Here is a 25,541-nt window from a genome sequence, read left to right as displayed (position 1 = left end):
TTAATAACCCGCATTAATATGCCTTGTTGGATACTGGCTATTTCACCAAACACAATAAAACGGTACTATTTTGCCAGCTATATGGCTTTAGACCTAAATAATGTTGGTAACAATGCGCATTTTATTTTTTATTTTGATGATTTTCTCTGCTCAATCCGCGTTTGCACTTGAGGTAATTTCCTATCAACCGCCTTTTCAAACGGACAAAAAACCGACAAAAATTCATTACTCTTTTCTAACCTCGGTAACTAAACCTTGGAAAGTATGTGCAGTGTACCCACATTTAAAAGATTCTTATTGGTTGTCGATCAATTATGGAATGGTTGAGCAAGCTAAAAAACTCGGTATCACCCTAAAAGTGCTTGAAGCTGGCGGTTATAGCAACCTTGATAAACAGCAAAGTCAATTAATTGCTTGTCGCCGTTGGGGAGCAGATGCCATCATTTTAGGTACTGTCGATGCGCAAGCTTATAACGGTAAACTATCAACATTAATTGGCAATATTCCTGTTTTTTTAATGACGAATAATATTGATTTTACAGATCCTGATATTCGTCAACATGTAAAAGCAAAAGTCGGGGTTAACTGGTATCAAATGGGGAAAGCTGCTGGTACTTACCTTGCTAAAAAACACCCGAAAGGTTCAGGTAAAGTGCGAATTGCATGGCTACCAGGGCCACAATTACGCGGTGGTACTAAACCTGTCACTAAAGGTTTTAAAGCCGCTATCGCCAATAGCGATGTTGAAATTGTAACGACATTATGGGATGACAACAGCAAAGAGCTACAACGAAATTTATTACAGCAATTATTTACCGACTATAAAAACATTGATTATATTGTTGGTGGTGCAGTTGCCGCTGAAGTAGCAATCAGTGAATTACGTACTAATCATATTACTGACATAAAAATTGTATCTACTTATTTAAGTCATGGGGTTTACCGTGGCTTACGTCGCGATAAAATATTATTTGCGCCAACAGATAAAATGGCAGAACAAGCTCGGCTATCTATCGATCAAACAGTGCGCTACCTTGAGAAAAAGCCAATGGTGTTAGATATATCACCATTAATTGTTGATTTAACCCCACAACATTTACCTTCGGCTGTCATTCGTAATTCATTATCGCCAGCAGAATTTAGGCCGTCATTTTACGTTAATGATCACCAAATCAGTCGATAAGCATTAATTAATGTGGTGCCTATAAAGATGAATATCAATTATTTATGGGTTACCACAAAATTTTAGCCTAATCTGATTTACACTCTGTCTAGTCTTTGCTACTTATAACCGTTATCGCCTAGCTTCATCAAGATTAACTTGATATTAAAAAGGAAGATCATGATTACCACAACACGCAAAATGGCAGCTAAAAAACACATCGCTCTCGTTGCCCATGATAATTGCAAAACAGCTTTACTTCGCTGGGTGAAAGAACACCAACATAAGTTAGCTAATCATGTACTTTATGCAACAGGTACGACTGGGCATTTACTAGCAAAAGAAACTGGATTACCAATCACCTGCTTAATCAGTGGTCCTATGGGTGGCGATCAACAACTAGGAGCATTAATTTCAGAAAGCAAAATTGATATTATGATTTTCTTCTGGGATCCACTTAATGCAGTACCACATGATCCAGATGTAAAAGCATTATTACGTATATCTGCTGTATGGAATATTCCAGTAGCAACCAATCGTGCAAGTGCTAACTTTATTATTACTTCACCACTACTTGATAAAGAAATTGATATTGAAATTCCAGACTACGAAGCTTATCTCAAAGAGCGTCTAGATTAAGCACTCAAACGCTACAATTAATTCAATAAATAAGCCTTCATTAATATCGAAGGCTTTTTATTATCACTATTTACATAATATATTTAAGGTAAAATAAATAATTCGTTATATGGTTATAAGTAATGTATCAAGGAGTCGCTTATGCAAGCATGGATATTACAACAACCTGATGGGTTACAAGCCTTATCACTTATGACGACCGCTAAACCCGTTCCTGCCGCAGATGAAATTTGTGTAAAAGTCGCAGCTGTAGGACTAAACCCTATTGATTACAAACTGACCGAGTGGGGTTACGCAACATGGGATTATCCGCAAATAATCGGCCTCGATGTTGCCGGTAGCATTGATAGTGTCGGAACGAACGTACATCAGTTCAAAATTAATGAAAGAGTCATCTTTTTTGCCGATCCTCGCACTGCTAGTGGGTTCGCTGAATATGTCTGTGTTAAAGCTATTGCGGTTAGCCGTATTCCATTAACATTATCATTTACCGATGCAGCGGCTCTACCCTGTGCAGGTTATAGTGCATGGATAGCAGTACACGATAAATTACAAGTCGTTGCTGGACAGCATATTGCAATTACAGGTGCAGGAGGTGGTGTAGGTGGGTTTGCAGCACAATTAGCAAAGCTCGCAGGTGCTCATGTCTATGCGATTGCAGAACGACAGCATCATCCTCGACTACTCAGCTATGGTATTGATGCGGTTATTTGCCCACAACAAAATGTGGCACTTGAACTCATAAATCTAACTGAAGATAGGTTATTGCATGGGGTTATTGATTGTGTTTCAGCGCAATCAGGCAGCATGATGAGCGCGTTAATTCGTTATAATGGCCATATCGTTATGGTAGCCAATCAATTTGATCAAGTACCTCTACTCGCAACAACTAAAGCTCTCAGCATTCACGAAGTTGCCCTTCATGGAACCTATGCCCATGGTGGGCCTGAACATATTACTCACCTCGCTGATATTGGTAACAATTTAAGTAATTTAGTGGCCGATGGGCACTTATATAGTATGGTTGAGAAAATTGTACCATTTGAAAAATTGGATCTGGCACTTACTGAATTAAAAAATCAGACCCATTCGGGAAAAATAGTCGTCCACGTAAGTAAATAACATCATATTACTGATAATAAAAAACCCCGCTTTCATTTATCACTATAACTAATGATAATAGCGGGGCTTTCAGGCATTAATAATATTTATTTAGTCCGTTTTATTTTATTATTAACTGGATATTTATCTTCAATTAATTCATTAATAAACGGCGATGTTTTATCGGGGTCTGCACAAACCCAGACATGTTTTTTAGCTCGAGTTAATGCCACATAGAATAACCGGCGTTCTTCAGCATCATTATAAGTTTCAGTACGCGATTGCATTATTGCAGCTAAACCCGTTTCACGGTCTGGTGAAGGGAAAATACCCTTATTAACATCAACAATAAATACATAATCCGCCTCACGACCTTTACTTGAATGACAAGTCATATATTCCAAGTTAAGTTGTGGCCACTGATTTTTCCAGGTTTCAAATTTCTCTGGTCTTTGCTTATTATTACGTCCAAGAATAAGTACTTTAGTCGTCTTATTTTCGTAATGTTTACTCAACCTAATTAATTCTTGTGGTAATAAGTCAGTTGCCAATAAAGTAACCGCCTTTTTACTCTGCTTAGTGAAACTCGTTAGTTGCTTCTTAATTTGACTTGGGTTTTGTTGAATAAATACGTTTGCTACTTCACCAATCATGCTATTAAAACGATAGGTAGTGGAAAGCTCTGTAGTACAACTATTACCAAAGCGACTTTCAAAGTCAGTGGTTAAATTAACATCTGCGCCGGCAAAATGATAAATAGCTTGCCAGTCATCCCCAACAGCAAATAACGTTGGCGTAGTATGACCTGCCACTTTTTGATGGCATAGTGCTTCAATTAACGCCAATCGCTGTGGTGATATATCTTGATATTCATCAACCATAATATAACGCCACGGAGAGATAAACTTACCGTCTTTAACATACTCCGTTGCTACTTCAATCATGCTATTAAAGTCAATTTGCTTTTTCACTTTTAAGTGCTGCAAATAAGCCTGATAGCACGGCCATAACAATGTTAACTCACTTTTCATTCGCGGCCGCATTGCTGGGTTATTATTGTTTATAATCGCCTCAAGCAACTCTTCTTTCTTCATCCCTGATTGGCCTAATAACTCAATGTGACGCCATACCCAAGCTTGTAATTGTTCATTTTCAGCTTGTTGTTCCATTGAGTTTTCTTTACTAAACCCGGGTACACGCCATTGTGTAAGGTGGCGCTGCCATTTATTAGCTGACGTTGAATTATTCCATTGTTCAATCAGCATGCGCGCCAACCATGCACTACGTGCACGTGTATCTAAAGTAATCGAAGCAACATTAGGCTTATCGTGTTCAACATCACGAATAATTTGTGAACCAAGGCTATGGAATGTCGCCACTTTAACCCGATCACTAACCTTTTCTTTTAGCCTATCAGTCATCTCTTCAGCCGCTTTACGCCCAAATGACAACATTAAAATATCTTCCGGCACTGCCGCTTGACTGGCTATAAGATAGCCCGCGCGTGCGATCAATACACTGGTTTTTCCCGTACCCGCACCTGCAAGTACTAAGTTATAGTCTTGATCAATTAGCGCTGCTGTACGTTGTGATTCATTTAATGGCGATTTCTCAAAGCTATCAAACCATGAACTCCATTTCTGTGATTGCTGAGTTAACCATTGCTGATTATGCTCTTCAACCCATGCCTGATGCTCACCTAGCCAAGGCGATATTTTTTCGAAACTACGCGGTCTAAACGTTGCTGCAAGCTCAGGATTTAACTCAGAGTCTTTTAAGCCATCATTAAGAAACTGATGTAACTCATGATGCTCGGAGCGACGTAAATAGCCTGATTTATTTGAAAACAATGCAATACGTTGCAACATTTCTGGCAACATTGCATCTAATTTATCAACTCGGTTTTGCGCCCAATCTTGATAACTACGAATTAAAAATGCAGCGAAAGGTTTACATTCGTGCCAAGGCAAGCCATGAACGGTCCAACAGTATTGTTGGTTTGAAGACGTAAGCTCAAGCGCGCCCCATAATACACCACGATGGATTTCAATCGAACCATCCCAGTCATCAAAAGAGATAACGTCAGAAGTGGTCTGACTATCTAATACCAAGCTATTACCGTCTAAAGCGATACTGTAATAATCACCTTGAACTAGCCATTGTGCTAGTCGACTGGCACTTAATTGCATTGTGATTCCACCAATTGTTCCATGCTTTAATTAGGCTGTAATACTCATTACTGGTCGGTAATCTTGTTACCAAACCTCAATTGAATCATTACTTGTCACCCGTTTATCGGGATAATGTCGCTTAGAGTATCAATAACTCTCGTGTAGCCATAGTATTGAAACGTCTATTTGGCTAAATATTATTCCACGAGGTAAAGTTAATTTTTTTGATCAGCAATAACAATATTTCTGTTATCTTTAGTGACGTTTTTATAACGTTAGATAATTCTATCGTTTTCTATACTCATCATTATCAGAAGATTGTTAATATCCATGCAAACTAAAGACTTACATGTAAACTTCCGCAGCTACTGGGTCAATGATCGCATCAATTACTCAATTCGAGTATTCATTGCTTTAGTTGGTGCAGTATTGCCATGTTGGTATCTTGGAGAAAACCACGCGGTCACGCCATTAGTGCTCGGTATTATTGCTGCAGCACTTGCTGAGTCTGATGATAATTTAACCGGTCGCATTAAAGGCCTTACCATTACTCTCGTTTGTTTTTTGATTGCATCCCTTTCTATTGAAGTCTTATTTGACTACCCCATTTTATTTGCAATCGGTTTATTTTGTTCGACTTTTGGCTTTATTATGCTGGGAGCAATGGGGCCACGTTATGCCAACATCGCTTTTGCCTCATTACTGCTTGCGGTTTACACTATGTTAGGTGCAAATAGTAGCTCTGAGCTTTGGTATCAACCAATGTTACTTTTAGCTGGTGCATGCTGGTATGGGGTATTATCGCTGCTATGGCATGTTTTATGGCCCAATCAACCCGTCCAACAAGGTCTAGCTAATGTATTCACTGAGTTTGGCTATTATCTCGATAATAAAAGCAAACTCTTCGAACCGGTAACTGATCTCACTTCACATCCATTTCGCATTCAAGCCGCCAAGCAAAATGCCAAAGTAGTTAACGCCTTAAACGCGGTAAAAATGACCCTCCTGCATCGTGCGGGTCGTGGCCAAAGTGATAAATTTCTTAAAATTTATTTTATTGCACAAGATATTCATGAGCGTGCAAGTTCATCCCATTATCGTTACCGTGAACTCGCATCAGCCTTTCAACGCAGTGATGTCTTATTTCGCTTTCAACGCCTATTACATGTACAAGCCATAGCCTGCCATGGCATCGCCGAAGCGCTCAAACAAGGTAAAGCTTATAACCATGGCTCTGACTCAATCAATGCCTTAGATGAACTGCAACAATCTCTGAATTATCTAAAACAGCAAAATAATCCCCAATGGTGGCCTCTCCTTAATCAGCTTGATTATTTATTTAATAACCTTGCTACGGTAGAACGCCAATTACAAAATATTAATAATCCAGATGCAGAAAATGTTGAGCAACATACGGATATTGAATTAGTTGACACCGAAGCGCACGGTATAAAAGAAATGTGGAAACGTATCTCTTCCCAGCTTAATACTGACTCGATGTTATTTCGCCATGCTATTCGATTAGGGATCACGCTGATTGTTGGCTATGGCTGTATTCAGGTATTTGATCTTCAACGTGGCTACTGGATCCTATTAACCACTCTATTTGTATGCCAACCTAACTACAGTGCAACCCGTCAGAAATTAGTACAACGGGTTATTGGTACTTTAGGCGGTTTACTTGCAGGTATACCGCTCTTGTACTTATTCCCAGGACAAGAAGGCCAATTAGTACTGATGGTCTTAATGGGAGTGTTATTCTTCGCATTTCGAACGGTTAAATATGATTGGGCAACGGCTTTCATTACCCTGTTAGTACTATTTTGTTTTAATCAGCTAGGAGAAGGATTTGCGGTTATTTTACCGCGCCTTGGTGACACCTTGCTCGGCTGCTTATTAGCAGTGCTTGCGGTAAGCTTTATTTTACCGGATTGGGAATCAAAGCGATTACATAAAGTAATGGCTGACGCGATTAGTGCCAATAAAGATTATTTAGCGCAGATTATTGCCCAATATCGCATCGGTAAAAGAGACAATATGAATTATCGTATCGCTCGTCGCGATGCCCATAACAAAGACGCGCAGCTAAGTACAGCTATCAATAATATGCTAGCGGAACCAGGCAAGTATCAAATAAATACTGATGATAGTTTTCGTTTTCTAACATTAAACCATGCCATGCTAAGTTATATATCAGCGTTAGGAGCACATCGCACTCAACTTCAAGATGATCAAACTCATCAATTAGTATCAGAGGCTCACCGCATTATTCATAATCATTTAGAATGTATTTCAGCGCAACTTAATGGTGCATTGGTCGAAACATCACCATCATTAAACCTCAACTTAGAACAACGATTAGGTCAATGGCGAGAAGAAGATTGCACCTCGATTAGAATGGTATTACAGCAACTTCATTTAATTCACTGTATGTTACCTGAGCTACATGGCTTAGGAGATAACCTTGCACCTAAAACGCACCCAATAGCGGCTGTTTAATTACAGGATTTCACATAGTCATTAATGAGCAAGAAAACTAGATAGCTCAACTTGACGTTCAATTGTGGAATAAATGGGTCACAGATAAGTTTATTATTCACTTCCCGAGATGGCGTAATACGGGCTTCCATATTACGCCTTCATTTCAAGAGTACATGCTACGCTCTCACTATTGTCACTCTCTAACAAACGCTTATACCACGACCATTGCTTACCAACACAGTCCTTTCCAACGTTATTACAGCAAAGTTTCGAACCCAATTAAGAATCTATATGTGCTTATAAACTTAATCAACACTATGCTTTTTAATAACTAAAACTGACTCCCACAAAAAAGCCTGCGCTAAACGCAGGCTTTTTTAATCACTCAAATAATTGAGAGTTTATATATCAATGCTTATTGTGCAGTTTGTGGTGCTGCCACAGGTGCATCTTTTGCATTATCTTGAAGGTACTTCAACAAGGTACGCTCTTCATCTTTATTCAGCATGTAATATTGCTGCATTGCTTTTAGACCTTGAACCCAACCATTTGCAGTTAAGTGCTTCGGATCTGGAATTGCGTGACATTGACTACATGTAGCATCAAGAATTTCTTTACCGTAAGCCCAGATAGGTTTAATGCTTGCTAGCATATTACGTTGCGTAATCCATGCAGATACTTGCACTTGTTGCCATGTCTGACCATTGTCAGCTTTCACTGTATTTAAAATAGTCGCTGATTTTTGTAAATCGGCATTCAATGATACTGTTTGAATTTGCTTAGCCATATCTTGAACAAGCATACCCGTTGTTGAACCTTGTTGCTGCCAACCAGTAATTTGTACTTTAAGCATGTCGCCGCTAGTACCAAGTACTTGTACTTCTGATGCAGGGTATAACTGGCCTTGTTCATCGCCTGATGCTGAATCAGTAGTGTACAATTTCTTAGATGCTAATGTGTAAAGCGTCTTAGTTGCAGGTGCTTCACCAGCGTTAATTGTTAACTGTTTAAACGTCGCTTGGAAATCATTATTGATATGCGGCAACTGGTGCGCAATACCTTTATGACACTCAATACAGTTCATATTTTTTGCTGCTGCGCCAGTCATTGCTGCTGCTGCTGCTGGAGACTGTTTAGCGTGATCCATTGCAGTGTATGAGTGACAACTCTTACACGTTGCTGAGTTTGTTTCCGCCATCATGCGCCAAACATTTTGCGCCATGCGTAAACGGTTTGCTTCAAACTTCGCCGGCGTATCGATATCTTTACTGATAAATTCGCTGTAAATATCACCAACGCCACCCAATTTCGCTTTCATGAAAGCAATTGGATCGTTTTCTGGAATATGACAATCACGACATTCGGCACGTACGCCGTATGCATTTTTATAGTGGATACTGGTTTTATATTCGTTGTAGTTTTCTTTCATTGAGTGACATGAAGTACAAAACTCTGTAGTCGAACTAAACTTTATCGATTCGTGGAAGGTAAACACGCCTGCCAGTGTGATAATCACACAGACAACAGCAATCGCTAGAACAGAATAGCGACTACTTGGCTTTACTAAAAAACGCCATAGTTTCTTCATGGATGGTCCAAAATGAATTAAACGTCAAAACAACGTTAAAAAAAGTGTTGCGCACAAACTAACATTTGAATATGAACAGGGCAACGCGACAAATTCACATAAATAAATATATTAGACACAATTAGACACATTAACCTAATGCTATCGATATAAGCATACATTTATTTAGTACACTAAATATAGTTATTACGTAAACAGTGTTTTCCAATAAGAAACACAATCAACAATAATCAAAATTTAAAATTACAAATGCATTATAAAACAAAAACATACTAACACCAATACCGTTGACCATACTGTATAATATGCATGTAAATTTCAGTATCGATAATAGTTATCAGTTAGCATAATGATTATTGTGCTAATCATTATGCTATTTACATTGAACATTAAACATTAAACTTCTAAGTACTTTTTTGTGGTAACTTATTTTCCATTTAGCAACCTAATATATTTTATATTTACGTGTAGCCTATCAAGAAATAAGTCAAATAATAGATCACTATACCGACTAATATTTAGATGGTTATTATGCCGCTTAAATGCTTACTCATTCGGTTTGTCTTCGGAATATAAACATGACCCTATCACGTCGTAACTTTTTAAAAGGTTCAGTAGCAACGGCCATCGCTGCTAACGGACTCACCCTTTTCCCTGCTGGCAAAGTATTTGCTTCTGATACAATTACTATTCCATCAGCTACCCACTATGGTCCTTTTAAAGCAGTAGTTAAAAGCGGTACGTTAATCGGTGTTCAACCAATCAATGATGTTGACCCATTTCCAACAGAAATGTTAACTAAAGGCGTATTAAGCCGTACCTATAGCGATACTCGTATTAAATACCCAATGGTACGTAAATCACTATTAGAAGATCCATTAGGCAATCATAATCCTCACCTTCGTGGCAAAGAACCCTTTGTACGCGTCGATTGGGATACTGCAATTGCATTAACTGCTTTCTGTATTGCACGTACCGTTGAAAAACATGGTAATGAAGCACTATTCAGTTCTTCATACGGTGGTTGGTCACATTGTGGTGTTAACCGTCCTCAGACTCTACAAGGACGTTTCTTTAACCTTATTGGTGGTCAAAGTATCTGTGCTGGCGACTACTCTGCAGGTGCTTCAGAAGTTATCCTTCCACACGTTATTGGTGACATGGAAGTATATTCTCCACAAACCGCATGGGAAATTGTTGAAAAGAACACTGAAGCAGTGTTGTTTATTGGCTGTGATCCTTGGAAAACTAACCGTGTTGAATTCCGTGTAGCTGATCACTCAATGCAAAAGCACTGGGAAGCGTTTAAGGCGAAAGGGATTAAATTTATCTCTATTAACCCACAACAAACCCAAACAGATAAAGCTGTTGGCAGTGAAATGATTAATATCCGCCCTAACACGGATACTGCACTCTTTACTGCGATGTCTTACCACTTATGCAAGACTGGCCAAAATGATAAAGCTTACTTAGCGAAATATACCGTTGGCTTTGATAAATACCTTGCTTATTTAGACGGTACTGAAGACGGTGTTGAAAAAACACCTGAGTGGGCTGAAGAAATTACAGGTCTACCAGCGGCGAAAATCAAAGAATTAGCTGAATTGTGTGTGACAAAACGCACTCAAATTGCTGCGGGTTGGGCGCTACAGCGTGCAGATCACGGTGAAATGATCCACTGGTCTATTATCAACTTTGCGGCAATTGCTGGTAAAATTGGTAAACCAGGCGAAGGTGCAGGCTTTAGCTGGCACTATGGTAACGGTGGTATGCCAGCATCTGGTAAGCGTATGCCTATTGGTTTATCCCAAGGTCGTAACCCAATCACTAAGACGTGTCCTGTGGTTATGGTTTCAGACATGCTGAAAAACCCAGGCAAAGCATACACACGTGACGGTTCAAACCTAACCTTGCCAAAAGCAAAGCTTATCTACAACGCAGGTAATAACTTACTGTCTCACCAACAAGATACCAATGAGTTAATCAAAGCGCTTAACGATAATATTGATACCATCATTTGTCATGAACCTTGGTGGTGTGCAACTGCAAAATATTCAGATATCGTACTACCAACTACAACGACTCTTGAGCGTGATGATATTTCATCTGGCGGTACTTACAGCAATAACAAAATCTACGCAATGCGTCAGGTTATTGAGCCTGTAGGTGAGAGCTTAGATGATTACGAAATCTTCTCACGCCTTGCTTTCATGTTTAACGTACATAAAGAATTTACCGAAGGTAAAACAATGTACCAACATGTTAAAGCCTCTTACGAAGCATCTGATGCGACAGAAGATTTTAAAACATTCTGGCAAAATGGTATCACTCACGTTTCAACGCCTGACGTTGCTAACAGCTTTGTTCGTCACGGTGATTTTTATGCAGATCCTGATAAAAACCCATTGCATACACCAAGTGGTAAAATTGAGCTTTACAGTGAAACACTGGCTGGATTTAAAGCAAAAGATTGTCCACCGATGCCACAATGGATTCCACCATTTGAATGGTTAGGTAATGCCAAGAAAGGTCAAGTTCACGTACTAAGCCCACACCCATGGATGCGTCTGCACTCACAAATGGCAAATGCTGATGTCAACAGCTATGAATCTGTTGATGGTCGTCAAATCGTTCTAATTAACAAAGACGATGCTAAAGAGCGTGGCGTAAAAGATGGCGATGTAGTCGAGGTATATAACGAGCGTGGTACTCTACTTGCTGGTGCGCGTATCACTGATGAAGCAATGCCTGGTGTTATCTACATTCACGAAGGTGCATGGCTACAACTTGATAGCAAAGGCCGTTGTAACTCAGGCTCAATCAACATGCTAACAAGTAGTCAACCAACCAGTGGTCTAGCACAAGCAACCAGTGCTAATACTTGTTTGGCTTACTTTAAGAAATGTACTGACGCGGAAACACCAAACCAAGCTTACATGCCACCTAAGATTGTGAAATCAGACTTTAAAGTTGATATCTGGTCATTACAATTAGGTAAGCGCCTGAAAGCTGTATCCGCAGAACAAGGTCCAGCGCAGTCACCGGGTGAGAAATTATTCTACGGTAGCTGTACTCTTTGTCACGCAGCACCGCACCCAAGCGACTTCACTTACAAGCAGTGGAAAGGTATTACTAACAGTATGTTCCCACGCGCAGGTCTAAACGAAAAAGATCGCAAGCTGGTACTTGATTTCCTAAAAGACAACGCTAAAAAGTAATTAATAGTTCGCTATTCGTTAGCGAACAAAAAGCCCCGTAGGAAATATATCCTACGGGGCTTTTTATTGTCACAAGAATGGATTACAAGCCTTTGGTGTACTGATTACAGGTATGACCAATAATGGCAGCTTCAATTTCACTACGCGTAAGTTCATTATTAACCACAAGATACTGATTAAATAACGTCGTCAATTCCGCTTTAGTTACTGTCACTTGGGTATCAGTTTTAATATCGCGTAAATCCACCATAAAGCCAGTAAACTTATCTTTAACCTCAGCCACAATATCCAAGTTTAAAAAGTTCTCAGGGTTATATAACGCATTGTGATCACCACGCTGTTTATCAACCACAAACGACGCTTCAGTAAGATTAATGATCGATGCTGATTTATCACATTTGCGTAAGCATTTATCGTCAAAACGCTTCTTTTTGCAGCCCACAGTTTGATGGAATAAACATTGACGGCTCATTAACAGCATCATTGGATGATAAATACTGTAATAGACCTCAAATCCAGTCGGTACTGTTATTGGTTTGATCTGAGAACGTTTGATCTCATTAGAAATAAACGCTCCGACACAACCAAATTCCTGCTGTAAACATTCAAGGCTCAAACCATTACTGATATTCATTTGCGGGCCAGCTACCCACTCTAAACCTAATTGATGTGCAGCATAACCGACACCACTATTGTTAGTCACAATACGTGATGGCTTCACTTGCTCTAGAAACGTCACTGCTGCTTGGTAATTGTCACCAATCAAAATTGCTGGGAACCAAGGGACCAAATGCGGATTTTGTTGGAACAAAGAAACTAACTTTAGCCCTTCCATCGCCATAGCTTCTGGTAACTGATAATACACCGCAGTATTTGGCTGACTAACCGCGTCAATATCAGCAGGATTAGCAATCAACACTGATAGCGACGCTGTTAGTGCTGGTTGTGGCGCTCGCACAGCTTTTGGTAATTCAAACGGCTCCACTAGTGGTTGATCGCCATTTAATACACACGTAATCTGATCGCGCATCATCGTTAGTTCTTTAAACGGTACCACTACATTATCTGCTAACTGGGTTAAATTCATCGGTGTTAGCAAGTATTCGCCGTTATTTAAGCTACGGAAGCGTTTTTCAAAGCAATCACTATCAAGCACAGTATTCTCAGACTGTCGTAATAACGATGTTGATACCACTTCAAACTGCTGCAATGGCGTTGTTACGCGAATAACCAGCGGTTGTCCTACCTGACCGATAATCGTCAACTCTAAGGCTAATAAACTAATGTCTAAATCGGCAATTCGCTCTTCAACAGTTTGGATGATAGTGGTTTTATCGTCATATAATTTTTGCTTAACCGCCTGAATTGCAGTCTCTGATTTAGCATCAGCAATCAGTGCAAAGTGATCGACAGAGTTATCTCGAGGATTATCAATAAACATCGCTTTATTGATATCACCCATTAAATATGAGTTTGAAAAGTCACGGTTAAATACCGTATATAACTCACGTGTATCGGCCAATAATGGTTTTTGATTACAGTAGTTGTCTAACTGGCGACTCCAATTATCAACGACGGTATACACATAGTGAGATTTTTTAATCCGCCCTTCGACCTTTAATGAATATACACCAGCATCTGCAAGTGCTTCTAAATTTGAAAATGCCGAGTTGTCTTTCATATTAAGCGGGTAATCTTTTCCCACCGCAGTTGTCTGATATTGATCACGACAAGGCTGACTACAACGGCCACGGTTACCTGAATTACCATTTTTAGCCGAACTGATATAGCACAAGCCTGAGAAGCCAATACAATATGAACCATGCACAAACACTTCCATCAGTACGTTATGCTGATGACCAAACTGCGCTAAATGTTTTATTTCTTTAATATTAAGTTCACGCGATAAATTTACACGGCTCGCATTAAGCTGCCCCATAAATAAAATTTGGCCTTCATTATGGCTATTAACTTGAGTAGACGCATGAACATCAAGCGTTGGAAAATGCTGCTTGATTAAGTGAAATAGCCCTAAGTCCTGTAAAATAACACCATCAATTTTAGTATTAACCAGTTTATTCAATAACCGAATAACTGCCGGAATCTCACTTTCTAAAATCATAATATTTAGCGTAAGAAAGATCTTACAATCACGTTGATGCGCTACGCGAACAATACCGTTCAAATCTTCAAAAGTAATATTGGTTGCACGATTACGGGCATTAAAATTATCTAGGCCACAATAAATAGCATTCGCGCCAGCTACAATTGCCGCTTTAATCGACTCTATATCGCCACCTGGAGCTAACAACTCAAAGTTACTTCTCATCGCGTTATTACCCATTTATAACCGTGCCTTTAAAAACGTATCAATCTAATGGACGGTTATTCTACCCATGCGCACGATGAAGTCCAATTTTGAGAACTGAATCACACCTTATAATGTGCTTTAACCATTTTTATCTGTAAACAATTTTTGTAAATATTCCTTCTTTAAATAAATATCGATACTATGTATATATTGAAATATTTTACTAATCCATCGTAACCGTTAAGGATAAAAACAAGAATGACAACTCAACAACCACAGCTAACAGAAACACAAAAATCAGCCATCGAAGAAATGGTCATTAATCGCGTTAATGCCATGAACAATGATGCTGTTTTATGTGAAGCAATTGATAATAAAGTCCACAATATGGAAGAGCATTTAAAAGCTTACTTTCATGAGCGATTTCATTTTCACAGCAATAAAGCATAATAAAAAACAGTCAAAATAGATCAAAAAACAGCCATTAATTGATCACTCTATTGGGTTGCACCTTCGCTCATCAGTGATCAGTTTTCTAAACATTCATACCTCATTGTCCTCTTTTTACCTCCACAGCCCCTGCTTCAACCCGAGACTCTTACGACTAAACAACTAAAAACAGACAATTAATACACATAAACACCACAATGAAGCAAAAAACACCAGCTATTACTTATAAGCCATAGAATCAAACTTTTTATTGTGTAAAATATAGACTTCTACACTCCAATATTGTTTTTACCATGATTGATTTAAATATATTACCTCTCTACTTAACTGCTGTGATCGCCTTACTGCTTATCCCTGGGCCAGACATGCTGCTAATTGCAAGTTCAAGCTTAACTTATGGCCGTAAAGTCGGTATTTATGCGAGTCTAGGTAATGCTACATCCGGTATTTTATTAACTATTTTAGCTGCACTTGGGGTATCGGCTCTTATCGCAATGAACCCAATCGCATTACATGTTTTACGTTTAGTCGGTGGTGCTTACTTATTGAAAATGGGGTGGGACTGTATGCGCAGCCACCCTAGTGATGCACCTCAAGAACTAGAACAATCTAATAAAATGGCATCAACATTATATCGCCGCGCAGTATTTACTAACCTGCTCAACCCTAAAGCATTAATTTTCTTTGTACTGTTCTTACCACAATTTGTTTCAACTCATGTTGCGACTTCATCCGGTGAACAAATGCTTGTGCTTGGGTTACTGCTTAATGTTTTAGGGCTATTATTTAATCTATTTCTAGTGACAACCATTGGCGTTTTTGGTCAATCATTACTAAAAAGTGAAAAATTCCGTAATAACCAACATAAATTTATGGGATTAATCTTCTTCGTACTCGCTATTTGGCTGTTAGCTTCACAGCTACCTGCACCACCGAGCATGTAAGCCATTATTGATAACTATGTTTTCACCAAAAAAAATGCCATTAATTGCAATGGCATTTTAAAAAATCTCATTAATTATATAAAAAACATGACTAAAAATAGTGTATTAAAGAAAATAAATGAATAGGTAACAATCCTAATTTATATGAGAATAATTAGTCTATAAATTTTGACTTGAATTTCACACTAAAAAACCTCATATACATACCTTATAGATGTGCTGCGCACGCTTACCTTTTCATTTCTTTTATTTAATGCGCATCACAACATTACGCCCCGTATGTAGGGCGCATTAAGGATTATTATGATTACTCACGTTGGCATTATTGATCAGGATCCAGTCCGTCTGATCACTCCATTATTAGACGAAGCAGTACCTGCCGATAAAATGGTATTTATTGGTACTGAAAAACAACAAAAACAATACGACCGACTTGCTTCTATTTTGATTCCACGTAACATTATTGTTGAATTTTTCGTTATTCCCGACATTATTAATGTCACTCAAATTCGACAACGTCTTAACCAGCTTGCTGACCAGTTAAAGCAAGACAGTCGTGATGTGTGGTTTAATGCAAGTTGTGGTTTGCGTCACCGTCTATTATCAGCTTATGAAGTCTTCCGCTCTTTCCATTGGCCTATCTATGTCATTGAACCTTTCAGTGATGAAATGTGTTGGTTATTCCCCAATGACCGCGAGCAACAACAAGTTCAAGATCGTATCCAAATTACTGACTACCTAACAATCTTTGGCGCCCGCTGTGAGTTATCTGATAATCCAATGCCAGAATCGCTTAACGACCAGCTATGGGAATTAGGCCAACGTTGGGCAAGCTCTGCATTAGAATTAGGCCCAGGTTTAGCCACCCTTAATTACCTCGCAACAACATGCCGTAAAGAGCAAATATTACATGTTGAGCTCAGTGAGAAACAACAAGGTTATAAAGAACTTGGTACGTTACTAACCGATCTAGAAGAAACAGGCCTTGCGACATACCACGATGGTATTTTGACATTCAAACATGAAGAAGCACGTCGATTTGCGAATGGTGAGTGGTTAGAAAGTTTAGTTCACAGTACAGTTCGTGCAATTCAAAACGAATTACCAACCATTCAGGATCACTCATTAGGCGTACAGGTTTACCGTAAAATTGGTGAGCGTGAGGTACGTAATGAGCTAGATGTAGCAACAATTGTAAATAATAAGCTCCATATCATCGAATGTAAGACCAAAGGTATGCGTGATGATGGCGATGATACCTTATATAAACTTGAATCATTACGTGACCTACTAGGTGGGCTACAAGCACGTGCAATGCTAGTCAGTTTCCGTCCTTTACGTCATCACGATTTAGTACGCGCACAAGATTTAGGCTTAGCGATTATTGGTCCAGATCAACTCGGTGATTTATATACTCACCTTTATGATTGGCTTAAAGGTGCCGGTGGTGAAGCACATAACCCAGCATAAGTATTAGCATTAAAAAAAGGCCTTCTATGAAGGCCTTTTTTTTACTTAAATATTGATTATCGCTTAATGCTGTTTGACACCACTTATCCAAGCCGATTAAAAACAATCCCTGCAGCTTGTGGCTTCTGTGTATGATGCTGGCCATCATCTAATACTAAAGTAACAGTAGTTGAATTTTCATTCACTGTGGCAATAATATCTCTTACAACAAACACATCATCTAAATAGGCAATTTTCATCTGTAATACAGGGTGAATAGGCAATGCCACGGTATCTTGACGTCCATTCGGAAATGTAATTTTATAATCAATCATATTTATAATTTCACTCAGCAAAACGAATCACTATTCTACATTAAATAGAAATGAATGGTTAAATTCCTAACTCATTAATATATTAGTAGTCAATTACTACTATAACAATATTTCTATTTCGATATTAACCATACCACCAGCGCTATTGATAAAACTGAACCACAAAAAAAGCCGATACTCTTTATCATAAGCATCGGCTTTGTAAGCTATTGGTACTGTTAATTAAATACAGTACCAATACTGCCTTATTTAGTTAGCATCTGACGCGCAGCTTCAACCACAATCTTAATTGAACGAGCTTCTGTTTCTTTCAAGGTTGCATGATCAGGAATTTCTTTTTGTGTACGGTTAATAATAACACCAGCTACACAACCAGCACGTAAACCAGAACTTGCACACATAGTTAATAGTGTTGCTGACTCCATTTCGAAGTTTAGAACACCCATATCTTGCCACTCTTTCATTGAGCCTTGGAAGCGACGAACAACGCGGCCAGAGAATGTGTCATAACGCTCTTGTCCAGGGTAGAAAGTATCACTTGAAGCAGTAACGCCAGTATGTACTGTTGCACCAGCATCATCACACGCTTGCTTCATTGCTGTTGCTACTGTGAAATCAGCAACTGCTGGGAATTCCATTGGAGCAAAGTGAAGACTTGCACCATCAAGACGAACAGAAGCGGTTGTTACAATCATATCGCCAGGATTGATATTCGGTTGGATAGCGCCTGTTGTACCTACACGAAGGAAAGTGTTAACACCAAGTTGTGCTAACTCTTCTACTGCGATAGATGTTGAAGGACCACCAATACCAGTAGAACAAATAACTACAGGCTTACCATCTAGTTGCGCACGGTATACTGTGTATTCACGCGCACTTGCTAGAAATTCAGGGTTTTCCATTAGGTTGGCAATTTTTTCTACACGAGCAGGATCACCAGGGATAATCGCTAATTCAGCGCCGTTAAGATCAGCTTTATTAACACCAAGGTGGAACACTTTATTGTCAGACATAATGATACCCTTTAAATTTAATCGCTCTGATTGTAGGAACAGAGATGGATAATTATCGTTAATTTTTGTGGTTTGACAGCAAACCTAATGCGCAACGTAACAATAACGTTGGTCAAAATATGCTGTAACGATAGCGGAAGCTGAAACTGTTTTTAGTGAGTTGAATCACATTAAATGAAAGCAATGAAATTTTTAGTTACAAATTAACAAGACGCAGATCACAACAAAACGTTTCCCTATCGACCGCATCACAAAAAACAGCAACGTTACCCTAACGTTTAGCATACTGATTACCGTTTCAATATTATTATAAATAAAAAAGCAGAATGGTGTTTAACCCATCCTGCTCATTATTGTTACGTTAATAATATGAGTTTATTAACTCAGTTATTTTTTTGGTTTAAAGCGTAATAACCGCAAAGCATTCAACGTTACTAAAGCTGTTGCCCCACTGTCAGCTAATACTGCGACCCATAACCCGGTCACACCAAGTATGGTTGTCACTAAGAAGATACCTTTTAAACCCAGTGCTAGACCAATATTCTGGCGGATATTATTTAAGGTTGCTCGTGATAATTCGATCATTACTGGCAATTCAGAAAGACGATTATGCGTAATTGCAGCATCTGCAGTTTCGAGTGCTACATCAGTACCGCCCCCCATCGCAATACCAATAGTCGCTGTTTTCATGGCTGGTGCATCGTTAATACCATCACCGACCATAGCAACGCTATGTACATCATTCAACTTTCGAATTTCAGTCACTTTATCTGCTGGTAATAAGCTAGCGCGGAAATCAATATCGATTTCTTTAGCAATCGCGGCTGCTGCGCGCGCATTATCACCAGTAAGCATCACTGATTTAATACCTAATTTATTAAGCTTTTCAATTGCAACTAATGCGTCTTCACGTAAATTATCACGCCATGCGACTAAACCCACTGGCTGTGCATTACGAACGGCAACCACCAAGGTTTTACCTTCATTTTCTAAATCTGTTGCTTGTTGCTGTTGCTCAGTAGTGAGCACAATATCTTGTGGCAAACGATCTGCGGCACATAATAAGAACTTATCACCTTCAGTTATACCTTGAATACCCCGCCCAACTAAGGTTTCACGTTCGGTTGCTTCAACAATGGTAAGCTGCTTTTCTTGAGCACGATTAACAACTGCTTTTGCCAGTGGGTGTAACGAACCTGCTTCAATCGCAGCAGCTTGACGTAATAATTTATCGCCATCGTTATCCCAACAAACCATATCGGTAACAACAGGCTTACCTTCAGTTAGCGTACCTGTTTTATCAAACGCAACAACTTCAATATGACCCAGTTGTTCTAACGCTGCACCACCTTTAATCAATGCACCACGACGTGCAGCAGCTGCTAAGCCTGATGTAATCGCTGCGGGCGTTGAAATAACCAACGCACATGGACAAGCAATCAAGAGTAAAGCGAGGCCTTTATAAATCCATTCATCCCAAGATTGACCAAACACCAATGGTGGAATAACAACCACTAACGCCGCTAATAAAATCATGCTTGGTGTGTACCAACGGCTGAATTTATCCAGAAAACGCTCTAATGGTGCTTTGCGTGATTCTGCATCTTCAATCATATGTAAAATACGATCTATCGCATTATCACCTTGAGCTGAAATAATGGTTAAGCGCACCACTTTATCTGATGCCATACTACCCGCCATGACTTTTTCACCGGGAGTACGCTCAACAGGTACCGATTCACCTGTTAATGCACTTTCATCAAAACTAGCGATAACATCAAGTACTTGACCATCAGCAGGTAAACGCTCGCCTGGCACAACTTCAATCACATCGCCAGGTTTTAATTCAGAGGCTGATATTTTGGTTTTGGTACCATCAGCCAAAATAACCGTTGCTTCTTCTGGCACTAAATCCATTAATGCCTTTACGCCACTACGAGCACGTGAAGCAGCATACCCTTCGAGCTGTTCACCAATAAGGAACAGTAGAATAACCATCGCAGCTTCAGCTGTTTCACCAAGGTATAAAGCACCAATAGCAGCAACAGACATTAATGTTTCAATCGAAAACGGCGTTCCTGACTTAGCTAAAATAACCGCTTTTTTCAAAATAGGGAATAAACCGACAATCGTCGTCAGCGTAAAGGCTAACAAGCCTGCTTCTGCAGAAACCGTTTTATTTAATACAAAAGAGATCACCATCATCAAAGCAATAACAATTACTGATAGATGTTGAATAAAGAAAGATTGAGTCGGTATATCGGCGGCTTTCGTTGTAGTAGAAACTAACGTGAAGCCGGTTTTTTTGGATTTATTTTCTATCTCAGACTTTATTTTTTCAGGATCAAGCTGTTGATTATCATTGATATTAACAATCAATTTTTCAGTCGCAAACATCACTTTTGCAGTATCTACGGCAGATAATGACATTATTGCTTTTTCAAGTTTAGCCGCACAGCTAGGACAGTCCATGCCTAACACTTTCCAGCTAAATGTTTTGCCATGAGCATTGTTTGTTAGAGAGGCTTCTAACGCTAATTCTTGTTCTTTGCTCATTGTTGGTGCAGAGCAACATTGTCCACTGTGCTCATGGTTACTGTGCTCATGACCACTATGATCGTGATCATGCACATCATTCGAATCTGAATTGTGATCATTACCACCGCAATGGGTATCACCATGCTGATGGTTATTGTCTAATGTAGCTTTATCACTGGCTGAAACATGTGCACCAGTAATGGTAAAGGTACTTTTTTTTGTTACTGAATGGATAGCATTTTTTGCCGTGGCTGAACAACAACCACCGGCTGCGGGGCCTTCAGTATCATTATCATTCCCCCCTTCAGAATCTTTATTACTAGAACAACAATCAGCAGTTACACTTGAGCAACAATCAGTCGCTGCTGCAACCACGGTAACGGTCGCTTTATTAGCAACCGTTGATTTTGAAGTATGGATATGATCTTTTTTATTATTACATTGAGCACACATCATCGTTCTCCTTGGGCGCTATTTGGTTTTGCTAATGATAACTATAAACCTTTGAGTTAAGACCAAGGTCAAGAAAAATAGCAATAGATCCTTACTTACAACTGATAATAATTATCAAATATAAGTACACATCCCCTTACACCCTTAGAGATTAGTTAACGTAAACGTTGTAAAATAGTTGTGTTATCAAGTACATCACCCCACTTCGTATAATCTAACCCCATATCGAAAATATATTCAGTAACTAATGTTCGCACACAGTTAGTGAGCACTTCGGCATCCCATGGTTTTTCAAAGTAACTTTCAATACGTGCTTGGTTGATTGCTGCAATAGTATCTTGATGAGTCGCCTGCCCTGTTAATAACACCTTTTTAGTATGGATAAAGCGGCTATCGTTTGCCACTAGCGTCAATAACTCAACCCCAGTTTTACCAGGCATCACATGATCTGAAATAATAAGGCCGATAAACTGGCCTTCAGCATCAAGTTCATCCATTAATGCGAGTGCTTCATCTGCTGATTCGCAATCTTCCAATAAAAAAGATGGCTCAAATTCCACTAAATCTTTTAATACTGCACTTAATACTTCGCGCTGATCATCAACGCAAATAATCGTGATTTTTTCCATCATAACCATCCTTTACGTTATCGGTAATTTGATTCTAAATGTCGTACGCTGATAATCACTTTTCACCGCAATCGTACCGCCATAGCTCGTCACAATACGTTGTACTATTGCTAACCCCAGCCCTAAACCAAACGATAATCCCCCTTTTTTAGTACTAAAATTAGGATTGAAAATTTTACGCCGCGTCGCTTCATCAATCATAGGACCATTATTAGTAATGGTGACTAATAATTTATTTTTTACACACCGCGTAACAATTTCAATTTGAGGTGACGAGGTGTTTTCCATTGCATCGCAGGCATTCTTAATCAGATTAACCCATATTTGCACCAATTCGGTAACACTTGCCGTTAATGGCGGTAAAATTGCAGGACGTAATACCACCTCAACGTAACGTAAATTACTTTGCAATAGCACCAAAGATTTATGTAAGGTGTCATTAATATCGACATCAGGTATGCGTGCGTGATCTCCGCCCCCTAATTGCTTGACTGAACGAACAATACTAGCCGCATGCCGTGCTGCCAGTCGAATATCCCGCAAATCACGACCGCAATCCCAACAAATTAATGCAGCATCAATATCTTCCAACCAATTAGCTGCTATATCTCCCTCAGGTAATGCTCGTGCAAGAATTCGAGCTTGTTCACGACTCAAGCGATACTGTTGCTGTAGTACTTTGGTTCTCTCACGTACTTGCGCTGAACTGACTGTTTGTCCATGAACGATTCCATGCTGTAAAAATGGTGTCATTTGCGGCTGATTATCATCAATAAATTGACTGAATGCTGTTTGTATATTTTCGGTCTTACTGCTAATTACACCAATCGCATTATTGAGTTCATGTGCAATACCGGCAGCTAATTGACCTAAGGTTGTCATTTTTTCAGTGGCATACAATTTTTGAAGTGCTTTTTCTTTTTCTAATGCGGCAATCCCTGTTAGCATCTGGCGCGTTGCTAACTCATGCACCATTACTGGCATAAACTGCTCAGCTAATGATCCATAATGTTCGGGATCAATGGCTTTAGTCGATAAATCAATCCAAGCAATCTCACTGTTTTTTTCTGCTACCACAGTTGTTGAAGCAACGAGTGTTTGGGCAAAGAAGCTATGCACACCAAAAAACATCCCTTCTTTGACCACAAAGACCTGCGCACTCAAGCCATTCTCTTTACTTTTTAAGTAACCAGATAACTCTCCTTGCTTCACCCAATATAAACGATCGTTATATCCCCCTTGGCGTAATACTTCAGTGCCCGCAGCAACTGCAATCGTCGTGGCAGGATCTTGAAAATAAGTATTAATGATCCGTCTCAGTGCTTTAGGTTGATTCATAGCCTTATCCTCATTCACCCCTATTTGCTTAAATATGACCGATTAATTGTAATCCCCAAATCATCACAAAACTCAATGCAACACCAACCACGCCAACAATAACTCCAACCCGCGCCATTTGATTACTTTCAACATGACCCGTAGCATGCGCTAACGCATTTGGTGGCGTACTAATCGGTAATGACATCCCTAACGATGCAGCAAAAGTAACCACTAAGATCAACGTCACTTCCCCACCTAATGGCGTTAGTGACACCATCGAGGTGCCCAGAGCAGCCATGATAGGCATTAATAAGTTAGCAGTTGCAGTGTGCGACATAAAATTAGCCATTAATAAACACAGCAGAGCCGCACCCAATAAGACGACATACGGTGAAAACACATCAAATGGAATACTATGCACAACCAATTTAGCTAAACCGGTTTTATCTAAGGCCAAACCAAGCGCAATACCACCTGAAACTAGCCACAGTACATCCCAAGATATTTTCTTAAGATCTTCTTTATTAATGATCCCTGTTAACGAGAAGATTGCGACAGGAATTAATGCGACGGTATAAGAGTTCATGCCATGCATAGAACCCATTAGCCATAGAATAATGGTAATAGCGAATGTCACATAGACAGTGATCGCTTTAGGGGTTTTGAGAAACTTACCTTGAATTTCGAGTTTAATCGATTGCTGAGTTGCAGGGTAAAATGCATTAATTAACCACCATGCAAACACTAATAATACCGCTACAAATGGCACGCCAAAAAACATCCACTCACCAAAGGTGATCAAGTTTTCGCCAGTAAGATATTTTAATGCGATTGCATTTGGCGGCGTACCGATCGGTGTACCAATTCCGCCAATATTTGCTGCTACAGGAATACATAATGCAAATGCTATTTTACCGGGATCTTTAGCGCCAAATAAAGTGATCACTGGCGCTAAAATAGAAAGCATCATTGCCGTCGTCGCCGTGTTTGACATAAACATTGAGAAAATAGCGGTAATCAACATTAAACCAAACATCACATATTTAGGTTGATGCCCAAACGGTTTAAGTAACACCCGTGCTAAGTTAACATCTAAACGGTATTTCGTCGCAGCCATTGCTAAAAAGAAACCGCCTAAGAACAACATAATAATAGGACTAGCAAAGGTCGCCATTATCTCGCTATAACTCATTAAATTGCCAAAATGAGGTTGTCCTTGATCAAGCCTAAATAGATATAAACTTTTATCTGACAATAATAATAATTCCAGCACAATGATAACAACTGAGGTTGCGTAAATAGGAATAGGTTCCATTACCCAACATAACGCCGCCAATAAAAAAATAGCAATAACACGCTGCTGAATTACCGTTAACCCATCAATAGGGAAAGCTGATGCTGGTAATAACAAAATAATTAATGGGATCAGAATAGGTATGATGTAGCGAAGATTTTGACGCATAGAACATTATTCCCTTAAACAATAAATACGCCATCACCTTTATTTTCCTTAAACTAAAGGTGAAGTGAATGGCTAAACTAACACTACTCGCTGGTCGTTAATGACGATGGTTGCTATTAACACGCAGACTTATGCTTATCAGTGGAATTATTGTCTATGGCTATTGATCTTATTTCATCGTGTTAGATCAATAAAGAAGTGAAATAATCGCTACTTAGATAAAATAGCGATCATAGTTCGACAAAAAGATTGTCGTTTGTCTGTCAGTTAACATTGA

17 protein-coding genes are annotated in these 25,541 nt (G+C 39.2%); 8 read left to right on the top strand and 9 right to left on the bottom strand.

The genetic code is table 11. The annotated features are described in order from the left end of the window. The first annotated feature begins 112 nt into the window (after window positions 1–112). The 3 genes from torT (at window position 113) to C0W29_RS06995 (ending at window position 2,923) form a co-directional block, all read left to right on the top strand. Window positions 113–1,183, top strand: a complete 1,071-nt coding sequence (gene torT, locus C0W29_RS07005; protein ID WP_045044967.1) for a TMAO reductase system periplasmic protein TorT — start codon at window positions 113–115, stop codon at window positions 1,181–1,183. A 159-nt stretch (window positions 1,184–1,342) separates the two neighbouring features. After that, a complete protein-coding gene (locus tag C0W29_RS07000; RefSeq protein WP_036793984.1) occupies window positions 1,343–1,801 on the top strand; it encodes a methylglyoxal synthase in 459 nt (152 codons plus the stop codon). Window positions 1,802–1,942: 141 nt separating this feature from the next. Beyond that, entirely contained in the window at window positions 1,943–2,923 is a 981-nt protein-coding gene (locus C0W29_RS06995) for a zinc-binding dehydrogenase (RefSeq protein ID WP_045044872.1), read from the top strand. Window positions 2,924–3,009: 86 nt separating this feature from the next. Here the strand turns inward: C0W29_RS06995 and helD are convergent, their stop codons facing one another. Further along, the gene (helD, locus tag C0W29_RS06990) at window positions 3,010–5,091 is read right to left on the bottom strand and encodes a DNA helicase IV (protein ID WP_045044873.1); all 2,082 of its coding nucleotides are present in this window, start codon (window positions 5,089–5,091) and stop codon (window positions 3,010–3,012) included. A gap of 312 nt (window positions 5,092–5,403) precedes the next feature. Between helD and yccS the strand changes: the two genes are divergently transcribed. Beyond that, complete coding sequence (gene yccS, locus C0W29_RS06985) at window positions 5,404–7,572, top strand: YccS family putative transporter (RefSeq protein WP_045043536.1); 2,169 nt, start codon at window positions 5,404–5,406, stop codon at window positions 7,570–7,572. Window positions 7,573–7,969: 397 nt separating this feature from the next. Here the strand turns inward: yccS and torC are convergent, their stop codons facing one another. Further along, complete coding sequence (torC, locus tag C0W29_RS06980; RefSeq protein ID WP_045043535.1) at window positions 7,970–9,142, bottom strand: pentaheme c-type cytochrome TorC; 1,173 nt, start codon at window positions 9,140–9,142, stop codon at window positions 7,970–7,972. Between the two features lie 578 nt (window positions 9,143–9,720). Here torC and C0W29_RS06975 point away from each other — a divergent pair. Then, the gene (locus C0W29_RS06975; RefSeq protein WP_045043534.1) at window positions 9,721–12,360 is read left to right on the top strand and encodes a molybdopterin-dependent oxidoreductase; all 2,640 of its coding nucleotides are present in this window, start codon (window positions 9,721–9,723) and stop codon (window positions 12,358–12,360) included. 82 nt (window positions 12,361–12,442) lie between these two features. On the opposite strand, the gene C0W29_RS06970 is transcribed toward C0W29_RS06975, so the two are convergent. Next, on the bottom strand, window positions 12,443–14,689 hold the full coding sequence (locus C0W29_RS06970; RefSeq protein ID WP_045043549.1) for a peptidase U32 family protein: 2,247 nt from the start codon (window positions 14,687–14,689) through the stop codon (window positions 12,443–12,445). Between the two features lie 240 nt (window positions 14,690–14,929). Between C0W29_RS06970 and C0W29_RS06965 the strand changes: the two genes are divergently transcribed. The 3 genes from C0W29_RS06965 (at window position 14,930) to C0W29_RS06955 (ending at window position 17,535) form a co-directional block, all read left to right on the top strand. Then, window positions 14,930–15,121, top strand: a complete 192-nt coding sequence (locus C0W29_RS06965; protein ID WP_036793976.1) for a hypothetical protein — start codon at window positions 14,930–14,932, stop codon at window positions 15,119–15,121. Between the two features lie 293 nt (window positions 15,122–15,414). Next, on the top strand, window positions 15,415–16,065 hold the full coding sequence (locus C0W29_RS06960; RefSeq protein WP_036793975.1) for a LysE family translocator: 651 nt from the start codon (window positions 15,415–15,417) through the stop codon (window positions 16,063–16,065). Between the two features lie 303 nt (window positions 16,066–16,368). Continuing rightward, the gene (locus C0W29_RS06955) at window positions 16,369–17,535 is read left to right on the top strand and encodes a Card1-like endonuclease domain-containing protein (protein WP_036793974.1); all 1,167 of its coding nucleotides are present in this window, start codon (window positions 16,369–16,371) and stop codon (window positions 17,533–17,535) included. 83 nt (window positions 17,536–17,618) lie between these two features. Here C0W29_RS06955 and C0W29_RS06950 read toward each other — a convergent pair whose 3' ends face one another. The 6 genes from C0W29_RS06950 to C0W29_RS06925 form a co-directional block, all read right to left on the bottom strand. Next, window positions 17,619–17,849, bottom strand: coding sequence for a hypothetical protein (locus C0W29_RS06950; protein ID WP_036793972.1), 231 nt, complete (start codon window positions 17,847–17,849; stop codon window positions 17,619–17,621). Between the two features lie 245 nt (window positions 17,850–18,094). Next, window positions 18,095–18,862 carry a uridine phosphorylase gene (gene udp / locus C0W29_RS06945; RefSeq protein WP_036793970.1) on the bottom strand — a complete coding sequence of 256 codons (768 nt, stop codon included), beginning with the start codon at window positions 18,860–18,862 and terminating at the stop codon, window positions 18,095–18,097. A 387-nt stretch (window positions 18,863–19,249) separates the two neighbouring features. After that, on the bottom strand, window positions 19,250–21,853 hold the full coding sequence (locus C0W29_RS06940) for a zinc/cadmium/mercury/lead-transporting ATPase (RefSeq protein WP_045043533.1): 2,604 nt from the start codon (window positions 21,851–21,853) through the stop codon (window positions 19,250–19,252). A gap of 155 nt (window positions 21,854–22,008) precedes the next feature. After that, window positions 22,009–22,482 (bottom strand): response regulator, encoded by a 474-nt coding sequence (locus tag C0W29_RS06935; protein WP_036793968.1) that lies wholly within the window; start codon window positions 22,480–22,482, stop codon window positions 22,009–22,011. Window positions 22,483–22,494: 12 nt separating this feature from the next. Next, the gene (locus C0W29_RS06930; protein WP_036793967.1) at window positions 22,495–23,820 is read right to left on the bottom strand and encodes an ATP-binding protein; all 1,326 of its coding nucleotides are present in this window, start codon (window positions 23,818–23,820) and stop codon (window positions 22,495–22,497) included. A gap of 28 nt (window positions 23,821–23,848) precedes the next feature. After that, a complete protein-coding gene (locus C0W29_RS06925; protein ID WP_045044874.1) occupies window positions 23,849–25,264 on the bottom strand; it encodes an SLC13 family permease in 1,416 nt (471 codons plus the stop codon). Window positions 25,265–25,541: the final 277 nt, after the last annotated feature.

It is taken from the genome of Photobacterium kishitanii, assembly GCF_003026355.1.
GTDB classification, from domain to species: Bacteria; Pseudomonadota; Gammaproteobacteria; order Enterobacterales; family Vibrionaceae; genus Photobacterium; species Photobacterium kishitanii.
This window is presented reverse-complemented; position numbering and strand designations above follow the sequence as displayed.

Coding starts and splice junctions, on each gene's coding strand:
- yccS (WP_045043536.1), top strand. CDS start 5,404: ATGCAAACTAAAGACTTACATGTAAACTTCCGCAGCTACTGGGTCAAT.
- C0W29_RS07000 (WP_036793984.1), top strand. CDS start 1,343: ATGATTACCACAACACGCAAAATGGCAGCTAAAAAACACATCGCTCTC.
- C0W29_RS06950 (WP_036793972.1), bottom strand. CDS start 17,849: ATGATTGATTATAAAATTACATTTCCGAATGGACGTCAAGATACCGTG.
- udp (WP_036793970.1), bottom strand. CDS start 18,862: ATGTCTGACAATAAAGTGTTCCACCTTGGTGTTAATAAAGCTGATCTT.
- C0W29_RS06995 (WP_045044872.1), top strand. CDS start 1,943: ATGCAAGCATGGATATTACAACAACCTGATGGGTTACAAGCCTTATCA.
- C0W29_RS06955 (WP_036793974.1), top strand. CDS start 16,369: ATGATTACTCACGTTGGCATTATTGATCAGGATCCAGTCCGTCTGATC.
- C0W29_RS06935 (WP_036793968.1), bottom strand. CDS start 22,482: ATGGAAAAAATCACGATTATTTGCGTTGATGATCAGCGCGAAGTATTA.
- C0W29_RS06940 (WP_045043533.1), bottom strand. CDS start 21,853: ATGTGTGCTCAATGTAATAATAAAAAAGATCATATCCATACTTCAAAA.
- C0W29_RS06960 (WP_036793975.1), top strand. CDS start 15,415: ATGATTGATTTAAATATATTACCTCTCTACTTAACTGCTGTGATCGCC.
- C0W29_RS06975 (WP_045043534.1), top strand. CDS start 9,721: ATGACCCTATCACGTCGTAACTTTTTAAAAGGTTCAGTAGCAACGGCC.
- C0W29_RS06970 (WP_045043549.1), bottom strand. CDS start 14,689: ATGAGAAGTAACTTTGAGTTGTTAGCTCCAGGTGGCGATATAGAGTCG.
- C0W29_RS06965 (WP_036793976.1), top strand. CDS start 14,930: ATGACAACTCAACAACCACAGCTAACAGAAACACAAAAATCAGCCATC.
- helD (WP_045044873.1), bottom strand. CDS start 5,091: ATGCAATTAAGTGCCAGTCGACTAGCACAATGGCTAGTTCAAGGTGAT.
- torC (WP_045043535.1), bottom strand. CDS start 9,142: ATGAAGAAACTATGGCGTTTTTTAGTAAAGCCAAGTAGTCGCTATTCT.
- C0W29_RS06925 (WP_045044874.1), bottom strand. CDS start 25,264: ATGCGTCAAAATCTTCGCTACATCATACCTATTCTGATCCCATTAATT.
- torT (WP_045044967.1), top strand. CDS start 113: ATGCGCATTTTATTTTTTATTTTGATGATTTTCTCTGCTCAATCCGCG.
- C0W29_RS06930 (WP_036793967.1), bottom strand. CDS start 23,820: ATGAATCAACCTAAAGCACTGAGACGGATCATTAATACTTATTTTCAA.